The organism is Verrucomicrobiia bacterium (assembly GCA_019634635.1).
In the GTDB taxonomy this organism is placed as follows: domain Bacteria; phylum Verrucomicrobiota; class Verrucomicrobiia; order Limisphaerales; family UBA9464; genus UBA9464.
In genome coordinates this window covers 18,591-38,789 of record JAHCBB010000001.1, presented here as the reverse complement: position 1 = coordinate 38,789, position 20,199 = coordinate 18,591, and the positions used below count along the sequence as shown (strand labels likewise).

Genomic DNA, 20,199 nt, shown 5'->3' with positions numbered 1-20,199 from the left:
ATGGACAGCTTCATCATTCAGGGCGGCACGCCGTTGCGCGGCGAGGTCACCATCAGCGGCTCCAAGAACGCCGTTCTTCCCATCCTGGCCGCCACGCTGCTGACCGGCGACACCTGCATCGTCCGGCGCGTGCCCGACCTGAGCGACGTGGCATTCATGTTGAGCATCCTCAAGTCGCTCGGCGCGTCGGTGTCGCGCGAGGGCGATGTCGTGACCGTGCGTGCCGCCAAAATCCGCGGCTTCGGGGACTACGAGCTGATCCGGAAGATGCGGGGCAGCATCTGCATCCTCGGTCCGCTCCTCGGGAGGTTGCGCGCGGCGAGCGTCTCGCTTCCCGGGGGCTGCGTGATCGGAACCCGCCCGATTGATCTCCACCTCAAGGGCCTGACCGCCCTTGGCGCGCGCATTCGGATCGAGGGTGGTTACGTGCATGCCAAGGTTCGACGCCTGTCTGGAACCACCATTTTTCTCGGGGGCCGCGCCGGCCCGACAGTCCTCGGCACGGCCAACATTCTGATGGCGTCGGTGCTGGCGGACGGCGTGACCGTGATCGAGAGCGCGGCCTGCGAACCGGAAGTCGCCGACCTGGCCGGCTTCCTCGTGGCCATGGGGGCCCGCATTGGAGGCATTGGGAGCCCGACGCTGACGGTGACCGGCGTGCCGGAGCTCCATGGGACCCGGCACGAGGTGATTCCGGACCGCATCGAGGCCTGCACCTTCCTCTGCGCCGCGGCTGCGACCCGGGGCGATGTCACCTTGCATGGGGCGCGTCCCGAACACTTTGCCGCCGTGCTCGACAAGTTGCGGGAGGCCGGTGTGACGGTGGAGCGGACCGGATCCGCCCTGCGGGTGAGCCGCCGGGGTCCGCTCAAGCCCGCCGATGTGACCACACAACCCTATGCAGGATTTCCCACCGACGTGCAGGCACAATTCATGGCGCTTATGACATTGGCGTCAGGCATCAGTGTGATCACCGAGCGGATTTTCGAATCCCGGTTCATGCATGTCGCGGAACTCCTGCGGTTGGGCGCGGACATCGCCATTGAGGGACCCAACGCAATCGTGAAGGGAGGGCGCACCCTGAGCGGCGCTCCGGTGATGGCCAGCGATCTCCGGGCCAGTGCCGCCCTGGTGATTGCCGGACTGGCCGCGCGCGGGTCCACGCAGGTCCATCGCATCTACCATCTGGACCGCGGCTATGAGCGGATGGAGGACAAGCTGCGGGGTCTTGGAGCGCGCATTGAACGGGCGGCCGGTGAGTGAGGGCCTTCCCCGGCGCGGAGACTGTATGTGGGTTGGCCAATTGTGCGGTTCAGAGGCTTGCCATCGAATATTCATTTCGGTAATAACGCAAAGGCAGCGTGGTTCGGTCAGGCCCCAGACTGTCCATCACCCCGCATTCTCAGCACGGCCGCCCCCCTAGGCAACTTATGGACACCCGATTCCTTCGCACCTCCGGCCTTGCGGCCGTCACCATCATGTTGGGCCTCCTGAGCGACGCCCTCGCCGCCGCACCCCGGCAAATCTGGCAGATTGGGGAAAATGCCCCACCCGGCGCCTCGGGAAGCGCGCTGCACGGCGAATTCAGCCAGGAGAATGGGAGGAACGATGCGCCGCCCGGCCTGGTCACCCGGGTGTCTGGAGATCCGCAGTTCAACGCCGGGAACAATCCTGGGGCGGACAACGACTACTATTTTGCCGGCAACTACCCGGCCGGGTTCAACCAGCTGGGTGCCCCGCTTGCCGTCCCATTCGATGAACCGTGGACCGCCTGGGAGCGGGCCCACACCGTCGGCGACCGGACGAACCGGATGCACTTCCACCTGGACGCCGGCCAGGTGACCGGAGGCGGCACCTGGACGCTTCGCGCCGAGTACGCCTCCGGTGGCTTCATGATCAACGGGGTCGTGCAGTCCGGATTTGGCACTCACGACCTCGTGGTCCGTTTTCGCAACGGATCGGGCGCGGCAACCCAGCTGTATTCCGGACGCCTCACCGCATCAACCGAACTCGTGCTCAACTTCACCCCGGGCCAGGTGAATGCCACGGCAGGGCCCAACTCGATCGAATTCGTCCGCACCGGACCCGCGCAATCGGGCTACAGCTACTGGCTCATCTACGACTATGTCCAGCTCAGCGCTCCCGCCGGCAACAACGCCGCCCCGATCGCCGCGGTGGTGCCGGATCAGAATCTCCCGGAGTTGACCCCGCTCGCCCTGAACTTGAACGGACCACGCCTCAATCAGCCCGGAACCATCGCCTACGCCTTCGGGGATTCCATCACCGCCGGTGCTTCGGCGTCGCCGGCGTCGGTCAATTCCTGGCTGGCCCGTGCCGCGGAATCGCGGGGCTGGCCGCTGACCAATCTGGCCTACAGCTCCGCATGCATTCCGGACATCAACTGGCAGCTCATGCCCGGCTTTCGGGTGACCAATAACAGCTTCCACGGCGGCCAGCCGGTGCGCTCCCCGGACGTGATTGCTCCGACGCAGGCGTCCATGCTCCTGACAGGTTACAACGACGGGCGCGATGGCTTCGGCCGGCCCACCCAGACCGCCTATCAAAACTTCTACCGCTCCAGCTTGCGTCATGCGGCCGCGTACCTGGCCATTCCCACCTCCCGCAAGACCTACGCCCAGGCGGCGTCCGCCTCCGGCACGTGGCAGCCGTACGCCCAGTTTGGGGGCAATATGGGGCGGACAGCCACCGCGAACGGGAGCACGCTGACGTTCTCCGGACTTTCAGGGAGCGCCATCTACATCGGATATCTGGCGACGGCGCAAACGGACATGGGCTCCTTTACGGTGACCGTGGATGGCATCCCAAGGGGCGTGGTGCCGTGCACCGGAGCCTTCGGCAATCGCAACGCCCGGCACGGCAATCCATCCAGTTCGCCCATACCCCACAACGTCGGCACGTCCGGCGACGGACGCATCTGGGCCTCACCGCTCCTGTACCGGATTTCGGGCCTGAGCGAGGGCGCACACACGGTGGTGGTTACGGCGACAGTCAGCCCACACCCGGTCACCATCCTCTGGGCGGCCGGATCCGCGAGCGCGCGGGCAGGCCTCTCCCGCGGCGATGGACCCTCGGTGTGGGTCGGTGGCACGCTCAAGAGCACACCCGTAGGCTACCTCGTGGGCAGTGAGGAGGGCATGGCCGTCCTGACCGGGATCCAGTCCGAGATCTGCGCGGAGCTGGCTGGCGACGGCCTTCATGTGCAGCACGTGCGGGCCGGGGATTACTTCGATCCCTCGACGGGCATGTGGACGGATAACGTCCATCCCAACAACGTCGGGCATGCCCAGATCGCCACGGCGTTCATCGAGAAGTTCGTCGCTCCGGGCTCGGATGCCGAAACGCCCTCCGGGGCGCTGACCTACTCGCTTCTGAACGGGCCATCGGGGATGACCGTGAGTTCGGATGGCCGCCTTTCCTGGACGCCCACCGAGGCGCAGGGACCTTCCACCCAGACGGTGCGGGTGCGGGTGACCGACGCCGGGCCGAATCCCCAAAGCGCCACCAGTGAATTCACCGTGAGCGTCCGCGAGGTCAACGCGCCGCCGGTGCCTCAGGTGATTCCTGACCGCATCCTTGCCGTGAACACGTCCCTGACCGTGCAGCTGGCCGCCAACGACCCCGACCTGCCACCCAACAGTCTCACCTACCAGCTCCTCTCGGGCCCGCCAGGCCTGCAAATCACCCCGGGTGGATTTGTCACCTGGAGCCCCGGATCCGGGCAGCAACTCGACAGCTATCTCGTCGAGTATCGCGTGACCGACAATGGAACACCGCCGTTGAGTGCGACCGGGGAATTCACGGTGGTTCTCTCACAGAGCGCCCCAGAAATTCCAGAGGTCCCAGAAGCCCCGGAAGCACCTCAGTCGCCAGGGACGATCCGCTCGGTCTGGACGATCGGGGTCAACGCGCCGCCCAATATCACCGGTGGCACGCTCTACGCGGAGTTCAGTCCTCAGAACAACATCAACGACCTGCCCCCCGGAGCCGTCACCCGGATCCCCGGGGACCCGCAATACAATCCGGCAAACAACCCGGGTGCCGATGACGATCACTATTTCGCAGGTGTCTATCCCGCCGGTTTCAACCGGCTCACGCAACCCCTGACGGTCCCGTTTGACGAACCGGACATCGCCTGGGAGCGGGCGCACACCCTGGGTGATCGCACGAACCGGTTCCATTTCCATCTCCATCCCACCCAGGCTGCCGCAACCACTGTTCTGCGCCTCGCGGTCGAGTTTGCCGGGGGCGGATGGATGATCAACGGGGTGGTCCAGCCGGGCTTTGCCGACCACGACATGGTGATCCGCTTCCGGAATGGCGCTGGAATGGCGACCCAGATCTACGCCGGACGGATCTCGCGACAAACCGAACTCATCCTGGACTTCACCGCCAGCTCCGTGTCGGCGACCTCAGGGGCCAATTCGATTGAGGTGGTCCGGACGGGTCCCTTGGGAACTACGGGGTATTCCTACTGGATTCAGTATGACTACATGGAATTATCAGTGCCCGAGTCTGAAAATCCGGGTCTGGGCAGCTCGGCACCCACCCGCAACGACTGGCAGCTGGGCTTCAATGCACCGCCGTCGGCGCCGGTCGCCTCGACCTACGCCGAGTTCAGTGAGCAGAATCACCGGAATGACGCGCCGCCCGGTCTGGTCACACGCATTCCCGGGGACCCGCAATTCAACCCCGCGGCCAATCCAACCGCGGACAATGATTTCTATTTCGCCGGCATTTATCCGGCCGGTTTCAACGGCCTGACCGCCCCCCTGAACGTCCCGAATGATGAACCGTTCAGCGCCTGGGAACGCGCGCTGTCCATCGGCGACCGGACCAACCGCGCTCACTTCATCCTGAGTCCCACACACACCGCAGCCGGAGCCAGATTGCGCCTCAGTTTCGAATTCCCCGGCGGCGCTCTCGCCATCGGTGGGGTGGTCCAGCCCGGGTTCTCGGAGCACGACATGGTGGTGCGATTCCGCAATTCCGCGGGCGTGTCCACCGTGGTGTATTCCAATCGCGTCAGCGCGCCCACGGAGGTGTCGCTGGAGTTCCCGGCCTCGGCACTTGGCGCGACCCCCGGTCCGAACACTCTGGAATTTGTGCGCACGGGTCCCGTTGGCTCGGGGGTTTCCTACTGGATCTTGTTCGACTACGTGCGCATTCAGTCGCTCGTGGGATCCACCTCACCCTCCGTGGCGCTCACCAGCGGGCCCCGCCCTGCGGCCGCTGGTATCCCAATCGCCCCGGCGGCTCCGCCGGCGTACGAAGTGTCGCTCGGCACGGTGGAATCCGGTTCCGAACGTCATCTCACCATCACCTACACCCGCCCGAACCCGCCACCCGCCGGTTGGGTGGACCGGGCCGAAGCGTCGGAAGATCTCCTCACCTGGTTTCCGACCCCCACCACGGTGCTCAACGTTGAGTCCGGAGACGGATGGCAGACGGTCACGCTCCAGGACGACATCCCGCTGCCCGAGGACGGGTCTCGCTTCCTTCGCATCCGGGGTACGCCACAGACCTGGATCCCCGGTGCGGACGAAGGCTTGACCGGGCGGTGATTGCACGGCGCCGACGGTGGCCCCGAAGCGTCCGCCAGCCAGTGCGCCAGCCCGGGGCTCGTCAGCAGGACCCCCCCGGGCTAGGGTCACGCAATGCGCGCCCGGTCCGATGCCCTGTTTGCCACCGCCCTCGACTACTTCCCCGGTGGCGTCAATTCGCCGGTGCGCGCATTCCGCGCCGTGGGCGGCTCGCCGTTCTTCGTCGAGTCGGCGGCGGGTGCCCGACTGACGGATGCTGATGGCAACCGCCTGTTGGACTACGTGGGCACCTGGGGTCCGGCCATTCTGGGGCATGCTCATCCCGCGATCACGGCAGCCATCCGGGAGGCGGCGGAACGCGGAACGAGCTTTGGGACCCCTCATGCAGGGGAACTGAAACTGGCCGGAGCCATTCGGCGATTGGTCCCGGGTGTCCAGAAACTGCGCTTCTGCAACTCGGGAACCGAGGCCTGCATGACCGCCATCCGGCTCGCCCGGGGAGTCACGGGGCGGGACGTCATCGTCAAGTTTGACGGCTGTTATCATGGGCATGCGGACAGCCTGCTTGTGAAGGCGGGTTCCGGTGCGTTGACGCATGGGCAGCCCGACAGCGCCGGGGTGCCATCCGAACTGGCAAAGCTGACGGTGGTCCTTCCCTACAATGACGCGGACGCCCTGAATGCGCTCTTCACGCGCAAGGGGTCCGAGATCGCGGCGGTCATTGTTGAGGGCGTCCCCGCCAACGCCGGACTGTACCTGCCAAAGCCGGGCTTCTACGAAGCCTTGCAGCGGCTTTGCCGCCAACATGGGGCCCTGTTTGTCTGCGACGAGGTCATGACCGGGTTCCGCCTGGGCCCCGACGGTGCGCAGGGTCGCTTCGGACTCGAACCGGACCTCAGCTGTTTTGGCAAGGTCATTGGCGGCGGCCTGCCCGTCGGCGCCATCGGGGGCCGGGCAGATGTCATGGACCGGCTGAGTCCGGTGGGACCGGTCTACCAGGCGGGAACCCTCAGCGGGAACCCCCTGGCCATGGCCGCCGGGTTGGCGGCGCTGGAGACGTTGGAGTCCGCCGACGGATACGCCCACCTCGAATCGCTGGGCGCCCAGCTTGAATCCGGAATGAACGAGGCGGCCCGCCGGGCCGGAATCGCCCTCCAATGGCAGCGCATTGGCTCGATGTTCTGCGGATACTTCACCAACCTGCCGGTCCATCATCTGGGTGACGCCCTTCGATGTGATCGGGACCGCTTCGCACGTTTTTTTCACGGGATGCTCGACGCCGGAGTTTATCTGGCGCCCTCCCAGTTCGAAGCCGGTTTCCTGTCCACCGCCCACACCCCGGGCGACATCGAGGAAACGATTCGCGCCGCCTCCGACGTCTTCCGGCGGCTCTGATCAGAACGGCGGAGTTGAGGGCCCGACCGCCGCCTCCAGAAAGGACGCGATCCGCAGCTCACTCCAGTATTCGCCCGGATGACGGCCACCTCCCACAAATCCGACGTGGCCGCCGTGATCCGTGATCTCCACCGTCAGCCGGGGATTTTTCGCCGCGTCCTGACGCGGATGGCACTCCGGTGTCAGGAACGGATCATCCGCCGCGTTCAGAACGAGCGTCGGCACCCGGATTCCCGACAGAAAACGCAATGCCGAGCAACGTTCCCAGTAGTCGGCCGCATCCCGAAATCCATGCAGCGGCGCGGTGAACCGGTCGTCAAAATCCAGGAAATTCCGGATCGCGGCCCGGTCCACGACCGGAATGATCGCTCCAAATTGCCGGCGCTTGGCATCCATGCGGTGACGCAACGAGTCCAGAAACCGGCGCAGATAGATCCGGTTGACCGATGCGTCCAGCCGCAGCGCCGAGGCTCGGAGATCGCAGGGGACCGAAACGGCAACTCCCGCGACCACCCGGGCCCCCTCGGGACGGCCCTCCCCCAGGAACTTGAGGGTGAGATTGCCGCCCAGGCTGAACCCGCACACGGCAACCGTGGCATGGCCGCGGCCGGCGATGCCCGACACCACCGCCGCCAGATCCTCCGAGGCGCCGCTGTGGTAGGATCGCGGCAGCCGGTTTGGCTCGCCTGAGCAACCGCGGAGATTCCAGGCCACCACATCCCACGCACGACGATTCAATGCCCGGGCCAACCCGCGCACATACCCACGGCGGCTGTCCCCCTCGAGGCCATGCGCGATGATCACCACGCGCGACGCCCCAACGCGATGCCAGTCGAGGTCCAGAAAATCGCCGTCCGGAAGCTCGAGTCGCTCCCGGACCGGGGCTCCGGCGACGACACGGCGGAACGCCGAGGCCCAGACCGTCTGCGCGTGTCCCCCCCGCAGCCACCACGGCGGACGGTAGGGTGGCACGCCGGCAAGCCCCAATGCTGCGGCCGCACCGGGCATCGGAATCAGGCCCCGTAGGCGGCCAACGGAATGCCGGTCCGCACCCGGATCCATGCCAGCAGGAGCAGCGCCAGCTTGTGCGGCCTGCCCAGGCGGACGGGCTCCGGGGATAGCACCGGGTACCCGCGTCGCTCCAGTCGGCGCAACAGGCTCCAGTACACCGAGGCCATCAGCTCGGCAGCGACCATCGAACGTCGCTCCGAGGGCGGCAGGTGCTCCCGGGCCAGTCGGTAATGGTTTCGCGCCCGAAGTGCGAACGCCGAGGCCAGCTCCCGGAAACCCCGCGAATCCCGCCCGGCCAGGATGTCCTCCGCGCTCACCCCGAACCGGCTCAATTCCTCCCCGGGAAGATAGACCCTGCCCCGCTGGGCATCGTTGCCGACATCGCGGAGGACATTCGTGAACTGCAACGCCTTTCCGAGCGCATCCGCATAGTCGCGGCAGCGCGGGTCGCGATAGCCAAATATTTCGATGCTCAAGAGCCCGACCACCGACGCCACGCGATAGCAGTACTCCTCCAACTCCGCATAGGTTGCATACCGCCGCCGGTCGAGGTCGGATTCCACACCCACGATCAGTTCATCAAACAAACGACAGGGCAGCCCGTACTGCTCGATGAACGGCTGCAACTCCCGGATCACCGGATGGCCCGGAGGCTCCCCGGCACAGGCGCGCACAATGTCGCTTCGCCATTCGCCCAAAGCCGCCCGCCGCGCCGCCACCGGCTGGGACTCATCGTCGGCGATGTCATCCACCTGGCGGCAGAACGCATACAGGGCGCTCATCGCCGCACGTCGGTCGGGCGGCAGGACAACAAACGCCAGCGCCAGGTTGGAGGCACTTTGGCGGGTGATCTGTTCGCTGACCCCTGTGCTCACAGAATGGTCGGGTCCACCCCGCCGGCCCCCGCCGGCGGCAGGCCGCCGGTTTCCGCCCGGGTCGGGTTCGTGGGCCGGCGCTCACGGCGCCGGCGCCGGCGCCGGCGTCCCGAGCCCGCCGAACGGTCCGACACCTCGCCCTCGACCAGCACCCCGCGACGGCGCGCACCCGGCGGCTTGCGCAGGAACACCGCCCAGATCACCGACAGGGCCAGCACCGCAAACACCGCCGCCAGCACGGGCATCAGCCCGCGCAACGACCCCTGGGCCTCGGCCGGCAACCCCTGGGGCAGGAGGGCGGAGTCCGGCAGGGCTCCCAGCAGCATGCGGTCCACAGACATCATCTGGCGATTGAGCCTGAGGGTGGGTCCGACTCCTCGTCAACGATGCCGTCCACCCGCAGGTTCAGACGGCTCATCCGGTAGCGCAGCGCATGCCGGGACAGCTCCAGGTGCTGGGCGGCCCGGGACAGCTGGCCGCCGCTGCGTTGGAGGGCCGCCATGATCAGATCGCGCTCGAACTGTACCAAGGCCTCCGCAAGCGAGCCCCCCGGCAACTCCGGGGACGACGAGCCCACGCGGCCCGAAACCGGAGCCAGCCCTTTGCGCAACCGCGACTCCACCTCGAAGTCGGGCAGGCTGGTTGCCTGAATCTCGGTGCCGGTCTCCAGGATGACGGCCCGCTCCATCACGTTGCGGAGTTCACGGACGTTGCCCGGCCAGGAGTGTGCCAGCAGGGCCGCCTGCGCCGCGGCACTGATGCCGGTGACCGGACGTCCGAGGCGCAGCGCGAAATGCCGGAGAAAAAATTCCGCAAGCAACAGGATGTCGCGCCCGCGCTCCCGGAGTGGTGACGGGCGGAACTGGATGACATTCAGCCGGTGAAACAGGTCCTCCCGGAAGTCCCCCTTCTGGATCGCCTCCACAATGTTGCGGTTGGTCGCCGCGATCAGGCGCACATGGACCTTGAGTTCCTGCGTGCCGCCCACCCGGGAGAACGAGCCATCCTCCAGAAACCGCAACAGCTTCGCCTGGAGCGGCCGGCTCATGTCCCCGATTTCGTCGAGAAAGATGGTGCCGCCGTCCGCCTCCTCCACGAGACCCCGCTTGGTCCGGTGCGCGCCCGTGAAGGCACCCCGCTCGTATCCGAAAAGCTCGCTTTCCAACAGGGTCTCGGGGATCGCCGCGCAGTTCAGTCGGACGTACGGGTGGGGTGCCCGCTGGCTCAGGGCGTGCAACGCTCCCGCGATCAACTCCTTGCCGGTGCCGCTTTCCCCGAGGATGAGCACGGTCGCATCCGTCGGGGCCACGGTCTGGATCAACTGCCGCAGTTCACGGACCTTCGGGGCCTCGCCGATCAGATGGTCGAGGCGGTACGGCTCGCCGGCCCGGGCGCGGAGCGCGGCATTCTCCGCCATCAGTCGGTGCCGTTCCGCACAGCGTTGAACCGCATGAATGAGTTCGCCCGGCTCGAACGGCTTTCCAAGGTAGTCCACCGCTCCGTTCTTGATGGCCTCCACCGCCAGGCGGGGGGTGGCGTAGGCCGTGATGATCAGCACCGGCAGACCCGCATGCCGCTTCACCACCTCCTTGAGGAACTCGTAGCCGCTCATCCCTCCGAGGCGCGCGTCGGTGATCACCAGGAACACCTCCTCGTCCGCCAGGCGCTTGAGGGCCGCCTCGGCGGACTCCGCGAGCAGCACCTCGTACCCCTCGTCGCGGAGCACCGTCTCGAGGGTCAGACGCATGTTTTTCTCGTCATCCACGACGAGGAGCGGGGGAAGCTTCATTTGCGGACGCGCATGAGGGCGCGAGCCGGGAATCGAATCGTGAATTGGGTGCCCTTTCCAAGCTCCGATTCCACCTCCACGGTGCCGCCATAGATCTCCGTGTTGTGCCGCACGATGGCAAGCCCAAGGCCGGTGCCCCGCTCCTTGGTCGTAAAATACGGCTCAAAGACCTGGTCCAATTTCTCCGGCGAGATCCCGGGACCGTCGTCACGGACGGTGGCGATCACCGAGAAGTCCGCACCGGTCCGCGTGGACAGATGGATCTCGCCCCGCCCCCCCATCGCCTCGCGCGCATTGGTCAGCAGGTTCGCGAACACCTCGGCGAAATGGGCGCGTTGCCCGAGCAGCTGCGGGAGGCCCGGCTCGAAGCTTCGATGCACCCGGATATCGAAGCGCGCCGCCGCCGGCAGCACCGCCTCCACCGCCCGATCGAGCTCCTCGTTGAGCTGCACCCGCTCCACCCGCCCTTCCGCCAGCCGGGCATATCCCATGAGTTCGGTGATGATCCGGTCGGACCGGTTGACCTCCTCCCGGATGATGCGGATCTGCTGGGTGATGGTCTTGCCCTCCTTGACGGTGCGCTGGAGGGTGAATGCGGCGTTGTTGATGATGCCGAGGGGATTCTTGAGCTGGTGGGCGATTTCCGCCGCGAGCCGGCCCGCAGCCTCCAGTTGCTGCTGCTTGATCTGGAACTCACGTCCCTCCCATTCCCGCTGCCGCTGGCGGTCCACCAGCACCTGGATGCCCGCGCAGCAGGCGGTCATGAGCACCAGCAGCAGCAGGCGCAGCACGAGGGACTCGGTCACCGGCAGGTCGGACTCGTCAAAGATGCCTCCCGTCACGGTCCCCCGCCCCGTCCCCCGGATCAGTTCCTTCGCGCTCTCCGTCGCCATCAGTTCGAGCAGCCCGGCCACGAGGTAGAGCGCGCTGACGATGAGATTGACCGCCACCTGGACGTCAGCGTGCGGGATGATGGCGGCATTGCGAACCACCAGACCGAGGAAAACCCAATACAGCGCGCTGTCGAAGCCCCCCATCACCACCACCAGCAGCGACAGCATGGCCGCATCCAGCACGGCCATGATGTAGGTCACCCGGACCACGAGCCGGGGTGAAACCTCGTCCATGCCCCAGAGGATCAGACCGGCCCCGACATTGAGGGCGAAGTACAGCAGGAAGAATGTGCGGATGTAGACCGGCACGTCCTCGTTCATCGGCGTCAGAGCCGAAAACCAGTCCGTGAAGAAGAGCGCGATGAGCAGGAACACCAGCACCACCGCCTTGACCGGCAGGCCCACGCCACGCTCCACAAAGCGGATCCGACGCAAGAACACCTCCGGCGGAGGTGGGGGCGTCGAACTCAACGCCCGCAGAGTGTCCGCCCACGACCGCCACCGATTCCAGAACTCGGGCGGCGGCATGGCGGGGTATCCGGGACTCCCGAAGGTTCAGGCGATCCCGGTGAGTTCCCGGGCCCGCGCCGCGATGTCGGCCACCGGCCAGAGGCGACCCAACCCCTCGTACCCGCAGGAGAGCAGTCCTTCCTCCGGCCCCAGGAATTCCGCACCACGCTGCCGCAGCAACGCCACATGGGACTGCGTTGCGGGGTGCTGCCACATGCGACCGTTCATCGCGGGAGCCACCAGCAGGCGCGCCCGTTCGTTCAAGGCCAGGGCCACGCAGGTGAGGGCGTCATCGGCCAGGCCCAGCGCCAGCCGGGCAATCACCTGGGCCGTCGCCGGCGCGATCAGGAGCAGGGACGCCTCGTCCGCCAGCCGGATGTGCGCCGGCTTCCATCCCTCCTCCTCGTCATACAGGTCGGTCACAACCGGGTGCCGCGACAGGGTCTTGAGCGCCAATGGCGTGACGAACCGCTGCGCGTCGGCAGTCATGACCACGTGCACCGCGGCCCCGGCCCGGGTGAGCAGGCTGGCCAGATCCACCGCCCGGTGCGCAGCGATGGAGCCGGTCACACCGAGGACAATCAGCGGGGGGGAGGCCATGAGGTTGGGAGGGAGGCTCAGCGGTTGCGGGAGGCCGGCGCCACCCCCGGCACATACGGACGCCGGAACGCCTCCTCGAAATCGTAGCCGTCCTTGAAGTCCTCCCGCAGATCCGTTTCCGACTTCGACAGGATCCGGTGGGAAATCAGGTTGAAGACGATCTCCCCGAAATCATCGCACGTCCTCACACCCCATGCCTCAAACACCGTGCAGCTCATGGGACCAAACTGCTCAAGGGCGTAGGAGCGGATGCCCTCCAGCAACTCGCGGCCGGTCACGTGGCGTGGCGCCGGCTCTCCACGCCGCAGCAGCAACGCCTGGGTGTGATCCAGCGCCTCGCGCACGAAGTGGTACGCCCCGCGATCATACCGCGAGTCCCGCTCCAACAGCGGCGCCAGGGCCGCATCGAGATCCTGTTTGCCCATGTTCAGCGCGACGATGGAACCGGCAACGGCAGCGGCGGCAGCTCCCGCGGAGGTCGCGACCGGAGCCAGAACTGCGTGGCCAGCCCGGTCAGCACCAGGAACAGCACCAGCGTCAGCGCCCGTCGCTCCCCGGGAGTCAGCACCGTCAACACGATGACAAGATAGCATGACGCCCCCCGGGATAGGAATAGCGCACTTCACCTGCGACTCCCGGGAACAATGGGACTTCAGACCACCACAATGTTCACCAGCTTTCCGGGGACCACGATCACGCGCCGGATCATCCGTCCCTCCAGGAACGGTTGCACCTTCTCCGAACGCAGGGCGGCGGCCTCAAGCCCGGCATCAGACGCCGTCGCGGAGACCCGGAGGAGATCGCGGAGCTTGCCATTGACCTGAACGGGGATCTCCAGCGTGTCCTCCACCAGCAGCGCCGGATCGAAGGCGGGCCAGGCGGCATACGAGAGGGACGGTGTGGGCAGGCCGCTGCTCCGGCCAAGGAGGTCCCAAAGTTCCTCCGCAAGATGCGGCGCCAGCGGGGCAAGCAACTGAAGGAAGGTGCGAAGGACCGCGACCGGCCGCACCTCCCAGGCAATGGCTTCATTGACAAAGATCATCAACGCCGAGATGGCCGTGTTGAAACGCAGGCCCTCAAAGTCCTCGGTCACCTTGCGGATGCAGGCATGCAGCGGCCGCAGATGGAAGGCATCCGGCGGCACCTCCTGGACATTCGCCGCAAGACGAAGCTCCTGCAGCCATTCCTCGGCCCGGTCAGGCTCGACGGCGCACCGCTGCTCAAACGCGGCCTCGCCGGCCTCATCCACAAACAGACGCCACACGCGCCCCAGAAACTTGTAAACCCCCGAAACGCCCTGCGTGCTCCAGGGTTTCACCTCCTGAAGCGGTCCGAGGAACATCTCGTACAGGCGGAAGGCGTCGGCGCCATATTCTGCGAGCACCTCGTCCGGATTCACCACGTTGCCGCGGGACTTCGACATCTTCTGTCCGTCCTCGCCCAGGATCAGCCCCTGGTTGACCAACCGAAAGAACGGTTCCGGGGTCGAGACCTGACCGAGGTCGAACAGCACCTTGTGCCAGAAGCGGGCATACAGCAGGTGCAACACGGCATGCTCCGTGCCGCCGACATACAGGTCCACGCCGGGGGACCCCGGCGGCAGCGCCGACGGTCCCGGCGCCGGAAGCATCCAGTAAGACTCGGACTCGGCGGACACGAACCGGCCGGCATTCCGCGCGTCGAGATACCGGAGGTAATACCAGCAACTTCCCGCCCATTGCGGCATGGTGTTGGTCTCGCGGATCGCGCCATCCGGAAGTTCCACCCAGGACGTCGCCCGCGCGAGCGGCGGGCGTCCATCCGGCGTTGGCTTGTAGTCATCCAGCGGGGGCGGCACCAGCGGCAGGGCATCCTCCGGCACGGACTCATGATGCAATACGCCGTCGCTGTCGGGGCGCCACACAATGGGAAAGGGCTCACCCCAGTAGCGCTGCCGGCTGAACAGCCAGTCCCGGAGCTTGTAGTTCACGGTTCGTGACCCGAAGCCCCGGGCCTGCAGCCACTCGGTGATCCGACGCCGGGCCTCCGGAGAGGGCAGTCCATCCAGGGAGAACGATTCCGTGGAAGAATTCACCGCAACACCGTCACCCGTGAATCCGCGCCAATCCGTGCCCGCCGGCGGCTCGACCACCTGGCGCACGGGCAGTCCAAACTTCCCGGCGAATTCCAGATCGCGCGTGTCGTGCCCCGGGACCGCCATGATCGCCCCGGTGCCATAGCTGGCGAGCACGTAGTCCGCGATCCATACCGGAAGCCGCTCGCCGTTGACCGGGTTCAGCGCATGCGCCCCACAGAACACTCCGGTCTTCTCCTTCGACAATTCCGTCCGCTCGAGGTCCGACCGGCCCGCGGCAAACGCCCGATACCCGCGCACCACCTCGTCCTGCGCCGCCGTCGTCAATCGTGGCACCAGGGGGTGCTCCGGAGACAACACCAGGTAGGTGGCTCCAAACAGCGTGTCCGGACGGGTCGTAAAGACCGGAATCCGCTCCTCAAGGCCCTCCACCGGGAACTCCACCCGCGCCCCCTCGCTGCGGCCGATCCAGTTTCGCTGCATCTCCTTCAGCGACGCGCTCCATTGCAACCCCTCCAGATCCTCCAGCAGACGCTCTGCATAGGCCGTGATGCGCAGCATCCACTGCCGCATCGGCCGGCGCTCCACCGGGAATCCCCCGACCTCGCTCCTGCCGGCCACCACCTCCTCGTTGGCCAGCACGGTGCCGAGTTCCGGACACCAGTTCACCGGCGCCTCACAAACATAGGCCAGCCGGTGGGCATCCCGGTACGCACGCTGCCGTTCCGCCGTGTCGCACGCTGCGGGCATCGGCAGCGTGGTCATGGGCTCCGCGCGCCGATTCTCGGGATTGTACCAGGACTGGTACAGCTGCAGGAAGATCCATTGCGTCCATCGAAAGTAGCCCGGATCGGTGGTGGCCACCTCGCGGGTCCAGTCATAGCTGAATCCCAGGCTTTTGATCTGCCGGGTGAACGTGGCGATGTTCGCCTCCGTGGTGACCCGCGGATGTTGACCGGTCCGCACCGCGTACTGCTCGGCGGGAAGCCCGAAGGCATCCCACCCCATCGGGTGCAGCACATTGTACCCCTGGGCACGCCGGTACCGGGCGAGAATGTCCGTCGCCGTGTACCCCTCGGGATGCCCGACGTGGAGGCCCGCACCGGATGGATAGGGAAACATGTCGAGCAGGTAGCACTTCGGCGGCAATGCGATCGCACCGGGGTTCCGGCCGCTCAGTCCATGGCGCACGCCGAACGGATGGCCCTCCGGAATGTGCTCGCCAGGATTCCACGCCCGGAAGGTCTGTTGCGCCGCCCAGCGCTGCTGCCACCTGGGCTCAATCACATGAAACGGGTACTGACGTCGGGCCATATCGGAACGCGCAGCATGGACACCGGGGTTCCGCCGGGCAAGGCAGGCCTTCCGGCGTGGCGTTCCGTCCACGGCCGCACTGGCAGTCCCAGCTCAGGGAATGGGATGCAGCACCACCGCGCGCAGGGCGTCCAGTGCCGAACCCGAAGGCGTGGCACCCCGAACCTCCAGGCGGTGCCGCCCCCCGGCGGCGAACTGCACGGTGCCCGGTGATTCCACCACGAACGTGTCCGCCCCCTGCCCCGCCAGGGCTCGTCGAATCCGCTGACCGTTGACGAAAATATCGAGCGGGACGTCGCGCACACCCGGACGGGAGGCGTGTTCCACTTCGATCCGGTACGCCCCGGTGCGGTGGATGACCAACTCCCATTCCGCCCGGTCCGATGTCCGCGTCCACGACGTGATCGCCTCCAGCCCGGAGACCAGCCCGTATCGCAGGTCCACCCCTTGAACCACCGCGTTGGTTGCCCGCAACGACAGGCGCCCATCCCCCTCGGGAAGCACCCGAAACGCCGCAGCGAATCCCGCCGGCCGCACCTCCGTGCCGACCAGGGTTCGCAATCCGTCGCCCAACGATCGCCTCCAACGGTCACCGGCCTGGTCCAGAAGGGCGGCCACCTCCGAATGCGTCACCGAAACGTCCACGGCCTCGGCAGGGTCGTCGCCAAGATGGAAGAGTGCCGGCCCCGTCCGCTGCTGAATATAGGCTCCCGGCAGCCCGCCCGCACCGGCCCGATCCAGGTGCTGGTACACATGGGAAAACACCCGCTTCCAGTGCCCCCATCTCAGGTGGCACAGGTTCGCGCCATAATACCCGGGAACGAACGAATCCTCCACGTCACTCGTGGGTGCATTGGTGAACACCGACGCCAGATTGCGGCCATCCACGACGCGCTCCTGCGGCATGGGAGCGTCGGTGAGGGCCGCCAGTGTCGGCAGCAGGTCCAGCGTGGACGCCACCCCGGAGTGCACGCGCCCCGGGGCCACCTGCCCGGGCCATCGGACGATCAGCGGCACGCGCACTCCGCCTTCCCAGGCAGTGCCCTTGCCTTCCCGAAGGCCACCGGTGACTCCGGCATGGTCGCCATACGTGAGCCATGGTCCATTGTCGGACGTGAAGAGAACCAGCGTGTCCCGCTCCACACCGGTCTCTTGCAACGCCGCCAGGATGTCCCCGACGGAGGCATCCAGTTCCTCGATCACATCGCCGTACAGCCCGGCGCCCGAGCGTCCGCGAAACCGCTCCGAGGCAAAGAGCGGCACATGCGGCATGGAGTGGGCCACGTACAGGAAGAACGGCCGCCGCGCCTGCCTGCGGATGAAGTCCACGGCGCGCGCCGTGTAGCGGGCCGTCAGGGCCGCCTGATCCTCCGGCCCCACGTCGCCATTCACCACCGCGAATCCATCCAGCATCGGGAGGGGCGGAAAATTCGTCATCGTCGGATGCCGGGGCCACATGTCGTTGGAGTACGGCAGTCCCAGCCACTCATCGAACCCATGGCGCAACGGGTGGAACGGCGGGGCGTCTCCCAGGTGCCATTTGCCCACGATGCATGTGGCATGACCCCGGGCCTGCAGCACTTCCGCCATGGTGACCTCGCCGGGATGAAGTCCCATCGGGGCGCCGGGAAACAACGCTCCGAGGATGCCGACGCGGTTCGGATAGCACCCGGTCAGCAACGCAGCCCGCGACGCCGAACACACGGCCTGCGGCACCTGGAATCCGGTGAACCGCAATCCCTCGGCAGCCATCCGGTCCAGGTGCGGCGTCCGAAGATCCGTCCTCCCATAGCAACCCAGATCACCATACCCGAGGTCATCGGCGACGATCAGGATCACGTTTGGCGGGCGCACCGCCGCCGCGACCGGAGGTTCCCAGGACATCAGGAGAAGGCCGAACCACCCCAACGGGAAAATCGACCGCAACCACAATCCCGCGCGCCGCGTTCCGGACAAGGACATCGGCGGAGGCTACGCGAACCCCCGGCGTCCGGCGAAGCCGAATGCGCCCTGAAACGACGGGCGGGCGCACGCAACATTCCGAGGCTTGCGTCATCCGGATCGGACCGGCAGGCCCGCGCGGCGTCGCAGCGCGTTGAAAAAGTTTACCGGAAGCAGGATGGGTGCGAGGACCACCGACACTGCGGCGAGGGCGATCCTCGCCAACAATGAACCCAAACGCGGCGGCGGATGACCCGGCCCGCGGTGACGACGGGCCGGTCCGGCCACCGTCCCCATCCAGAGTCTCCATTGCCAGCCCAGCATGAAGACCGCCGTCGGCACGTCCGGGGCCGTCCGGTCGTCCGCGACCGGGTGGAACACCGCGGCACATACCGGATCAAAGTCCGCATACCGCTCCACGGTCCCGCGCACCGGCAGCTCTGGCGGCAGCGCCACAAACGGCGCCGCCGCGGCGGTCAACAGCAGGTACTCCCGCGATGCCACCGAGTTTTTCAAGAGCCGGTGCGCCAGGATGACGTCCGGACCCGCCCACTCGTGAAGGCCGGCGACTTCATGGTTCAGGGCGACACCGGCGTGGACGATCAGCTTCAACCGGAGACCGCCCAGATGAGTGCATGCGCCACAGGTACAGGTCGTCGCGCTGGCCAGTGCGTGCAGGGACCTCCGAAACGTCTCGAAGAAGCCCAGCAACCGCAGCCCCCAACCCGTGGCGGCAATGGCTGCATCCGGATCGCAACCCGGTTGACGGGCCACGAAGAACACCGCGTCTCCCTCCAGCTTGGCCAGCTCCAGAGGCAATTCGGCATGGCGCACGATCGCCTGGATCAGCTCGGTGATCACGGTCTGGCTGTGGGCGAGGCTCTTCGCGTTCGCCGTGAGAAACCTTGTGTAGCCGCTGATGTCGGCAAGCACGAGAATGACGGGCTCCGGCGCGGCGGCGAATTTTCGGGGGCCTCCGTCGGGACGGGGTGGATGGTGTCGGGCAGTCACCGGCTGTGGAGGCGCGGCACGCCACCCGGGACGCCGCCGAAGGCCGTGAGTTCATCCGGAAGCTCCAGGGCCGGGCCGGGACCGGCGCCACCAATGCACTTGACGGCCGCGAGGAACGCACTTGCGGATCGCCCCGGCCCTCGCGGGCGGGGGCACGGGCATCGGGCGAGTGCTCCGGCTCCGCACGCGCGGCGTTGAGATTCCATGACCCCGATGGGTCGAAGCAACCAACCATTCCTTTCACGCAAACGCCGGCCTTCACCCAATCGGGCCGGGCGGTGACATCGCGACAGGGATCCCGCGTCGTCAAGCCGGACCGCAACCGCGCGAGCCTCGCAACCGGCACCCCGGTCACTTGCGATTGTCGAGATCGCCCAACGGGATCATGACCGGCGATGTGGCCCCCTCCCCGCCAACCACCAGCGGTGAGGTGCCATCCCACTTTTCGACAATCTGGAGCCGGATGAAGGCCGGGTTCTCGCGCAGGGCCCGGCCGCGAATGGCAATGGCCTCCGCCTCGCCCCGGCCCTTGATGATGGCCGTCTCGGCTTCGATCTCCGCCTGTCGCTGAACAAACTTCGCGCGCTCCGCCTCCTCCCGCTGGGTCATCTTCTGCTCGATGGCGGTATTGAGCTCGGCCGACAACGCCAGGTCGGAGAGGGTGAGATCCTCGATTACGATCAGCGGACCGCCCCCGGGCAGCTCGCCGATCTTGCGGCGGGTCGCGGCGAGGGCCTCCATTTTGATGGTCTCCCGGTTCTGCACAATCATCTCTGCACTCTGGGTGGAGGCCACCTCCTTGAGGGCCTCCACAACCCGCGGGGCCACCAGGGCGGCCAGCGGGTCGCCGCTGTAATCGCGGAACAGGGTGACCACGGAAGCCTCGGGTATCCGGAACAGGATGCGCACCGACGCCCGGACCTGCTGCAGGTCGGCGGAATAGCACTCGGTTTTCAACTCGACGGTCTGCTGCCGGATGCTCACCTGGTGGATTTGCGTGATGAACGGAGCCTTGACGAGGAACCCCTCCTGCTCGAAGACCGGGGACACCCGCCCCAGCGTCACGCGAACCCCTCGGTGCCCGGGCTCGACCACGGTTGTGGACCGGGCGGCCGCCAGGATCAGGACAATCACGAGCACGGCGCCGCCGATGAGGGCGGCCAGGGTGGCCACCGGGAGTTCGCCTTGGGGCCGGCGGAAGTCGGAGTATCGGGGGTTCATGGCC

General features: G+C 66.8%; 15 protein-coding genes. 3 read left to right on the top strand and 12 right to left on the bottom strand.

Annotated elements, in window-relative coordinates; genetic code table 11:
• The 3 genes from murA to hemL all read left to right on the top strand — a co-directional run bounded on the left by murA (nt 1) and on the right by hemL (nt 6,956).
• The gene (gene murA, locus KF791_00195) at nt 1-1,263 is read left to right on the top strand and encodes a UDP-N-acetylglucosamine 1-carboxyvinyltransferase (protein ID MBX3730992.1); all 1,263 of its coding nucleotides are present in this window, start codon (nt 1-3) and stop codon (nt 1,261-1,263) included.
• A gap of 167 nt (nt 1,264-1,430) precedes the next feature.
• Nucleotides 1,431-5,582 (top strand): hypothetical protein, encoded by a 4,152-nt coding sequence (locus tag KF791_00190; protein MBX3730991.1) that lies wholly within the window; start codon nt 1,431-1,433, stop codon nt 5,580-5,582.
• Between the two features lie 93 nt (nt 5,583-5,675).
• Nucleotides 5,676-6,956 carry a glutamate-1-semialdehyde 2,1-aminomutase gene (hemL, locus tag KF791_00185; GenBank protein MBX3730990.1) on the top strand — a complete coding sequence of 427 codons (1,281 nt, stop codon included), beginning with the start codon at nt 5,676-5,678 and terminating at the stop codon, nt 6,954-6,956.
• On the opposite strand, the gene KF791_00180 is transcribed toward hemL, so the two are convergent.
• The 12 genes from KF791_00180 to KF791_00125 all read right to left on the bottom strand — a co-directional run bounded on the left by KF791_00180 (nt 6,957) and on the right by KF791_00125 (nt 20,195).
• Nucleotides 6,957-7,964, bottom strand: a complete 1,008-nt coding sequence (locus tag KF791_00180) for an alpha/beta fold hydrolase (GenBank protein ID MBX3730989.1) — start codon at nt 7,962-7,964, stop codon at nt 6,957-6,959.
• Between the two features lie 5 nt (nt 7,965-7,969).
• Nucleotides 7,970-8,842 carry a presqualene diphosphate synthase HpnD gene (hpnD, locus tag KF791_00175; GenBank protein ID MBX3730988.1) on the bottom strand — a complete coding sequence of 291 codons (873 nt, stop codon included), beginning with the start codon at nt 8,840-8,842 and terminating at the stop codon, nt 7,970-7,972.
• Complete coding sequence (locus tag KF791_00170; GenBank protein ID MBX3730987.1) at nt 8,839-9,186, bottom strand: hypothetical protein; 348 nt, start codon at nt 9,184-9,186, stop codon at nt 8,839-8,841. The genes hpnD and KF791_00170 overlap by 4 nt, the downstream gene beginning before the upstream one ends.
• Nucleotides 9,183-10,631, bottom strand: a complete 1,449-nt coding sequence (locus KF791_00165; GenBank protein ID MBX3730986.1) for a sigma-54-dependent Fis family transcriptional regulator — start codon at nt 10,629-10,631, stop codon at nt 9,183-9,185. The genes KF791_00170 and KF791_00165 overlap by 4 nt, the downstream gene beginning before the upstream one ends.
• The gene (locus KF791_00160; GenBank protein MBX3730985.1) at nt 10,628-12,052 is read right to left on the bottom strand and encodes a hypothetical protein; all 1,425 of its coding nucleotides are present in this window, start codon (nt 12,050-12,052) and stop codon (nt 10,628-10,630) included. The genes KF791_00165 and KF791_00160 overlap by 4 nt, the downstream gene beginning before the upstream one ends.
• 27 nt (nt 12,053-12,079) lie before the next feature.
• A complete protein-coding gene (locus KF791_00155; GenBank protein MBX3730984.1) occupies nt 12,080-12,634 on the bottom strand; it encodes a phosphopantothenoylcysteine decarboxylase in 555 nt (184 codons plus the stop codon).
• A gap of 17 nt (nt 12,635-12,651) precedes the next feature.
• Nucleotides 12,652-13,059: a hypothetical protein gene (locus KF791_00150; GenBank protein MBX3730983.1), complete on the bottom strand. Its 408-nt coding sequence runs from the start codon at nt 13,057-13,059 to the stop codon at nt 12,652-12,654.
• Between the two features lie 2 nt (nt 13,060-13,061).
• Complete coding sequence (locus tag KF791_00145; protein ID MBX3730982.1) at nt 13,062-13,211, bottom strand: hypothetical protein; 150 nt, start codon at nt 13,209-13,211, stop codon at nt 13,062-13,064.
• Nucleotides 13,212-13,286: 75 nt separating this feature from the next.
• Nucleotides 13,287-16,022: a leucine--tRNA ligase gene (locus KF791_00140; GenBank protein ID MBX3730981.1), complete on the bottom strand. Its 2,736-nt coding sequence runs from the start codon at nt 16,020-16,022 to the stop codon at nt 13,287-13,289.
• A 93-nt stretch (nt 16,023-16,115) separates the two neighbouring features.
• Nucleotides 16,116-17,906, bottom strand: a complete 1,791-nt coding sequence (locus tag KF791_00135; GenBank protein MBX3730980.1) for a sulfatase — start codon at nt 17,904-17,906, stop codon at nt 16,116-16,118.
• 168 nt (nt 17,907-18,074) lie between these two features.
• Nucleotides 18,075-18,974 carry a DUF2652 domain-containing protein gene (locus KF791_00130; protein ID MBX3730979.1) on the bottom strand — a complete coding sequence of 300 codons (900 nt, stop codon included), beginning with the start codon at nt 18,972-18,974 and terminating at the stop codon, nt 18,075-18,077.
• Between the two features lie 351 nt (nt 18,975-19,325).
• Complete coding sequence (locus KF791_00125; protein ID MBX3730978.1) at nt 19,326-20,195, bottom strand: prohibitin family protein; 870 nt, start codon at nt 20,193-20,195, stop codon at nt 19,326-19,328.
• Nucleotides 20,196-20,199: the final 4 nt, after the last annotated feature.

Coding starts and splice junctions, on each gene's coding strand:
- murA (MBX3730992.1), top strand. CDS start 1: ATGGACAGCTTCATCATTCAGGGCGGCACGCCGTTGCGCGGCGAGGTC.
- KF791_00190 (MBX3730991.1), top strand. CDS start 1,431: ATGGACACCCGATTCCTTCGCACCTCCGGCCTTGCGGCCGTCACCATC.
- hemL (MBX3730990.1), top strand. CDS start 5,676: ATGCGCGCCCGGTCCGATGCCCTGTTTGCCACCGCCCTCGACTACTTC.
- KF791_00180 (MBX3730989.1), bottom strand. CDS start 7,964: ATGCCCGGTGCGGCCGCAGCATTGGGGCTTGCCGGCGTGCCACCCTAC.
- KF791_00170 (MBX3730987.1), bottom strand. CDS start 9,186: ATGATGTCTGTGGACCGCATGCTGCTGGGAGCCCTGCCGGACTCCGCC.
- KF791_00165 (MBX3730986.1), bottom strand. CDS start 10,631: ATGAAGCTTCCCCCGCTCCTCGTCGTGGATGACGAGAAAAACATGCGT.
- KF791_00160 (MBX3730985.1), bottom strand. CDS start 12,052: ATGCCGCCGCCCGAGTTCTGGAATCGGTGGCGGTCGTGGGCGGACACT.
- KF791_00155 (MBX3730984.1), bottom strand. CDS start 12,634: ATGGCCTCCCCCCCGCTGATTGTCCTCGGTGTGACCGGCTCCATCGCT.
- KF791_00150 (MBX3730983.1), bottom strand. CDS start 13,059: ATGGGCAAACAGGATCTCGATGCGGCCCTGGCGCCGCTGTTGGAGCGG.
- KF791_00140 (MBX3730981.1), bottom strand. CDS start 16,022: ATGGCCCGACGTCAGTACCCGTTTCATGTGATTGAGCCCAGGTGGCAG.
- KF791_00135 (MBX3730980.1), bottom strand. CDS start 17,906: ATGTCCTGGGAACCTCCGGTCGCGGCGGCGGTGCGCCCGCCAAACGTG.
- KF791_00125 (MBX3730978.1), bottom strand. CDS start 20,195: ATGAACCCCCGATACTCCGACTTCCGCCGGCCCCAAGGCGAACTCCCG.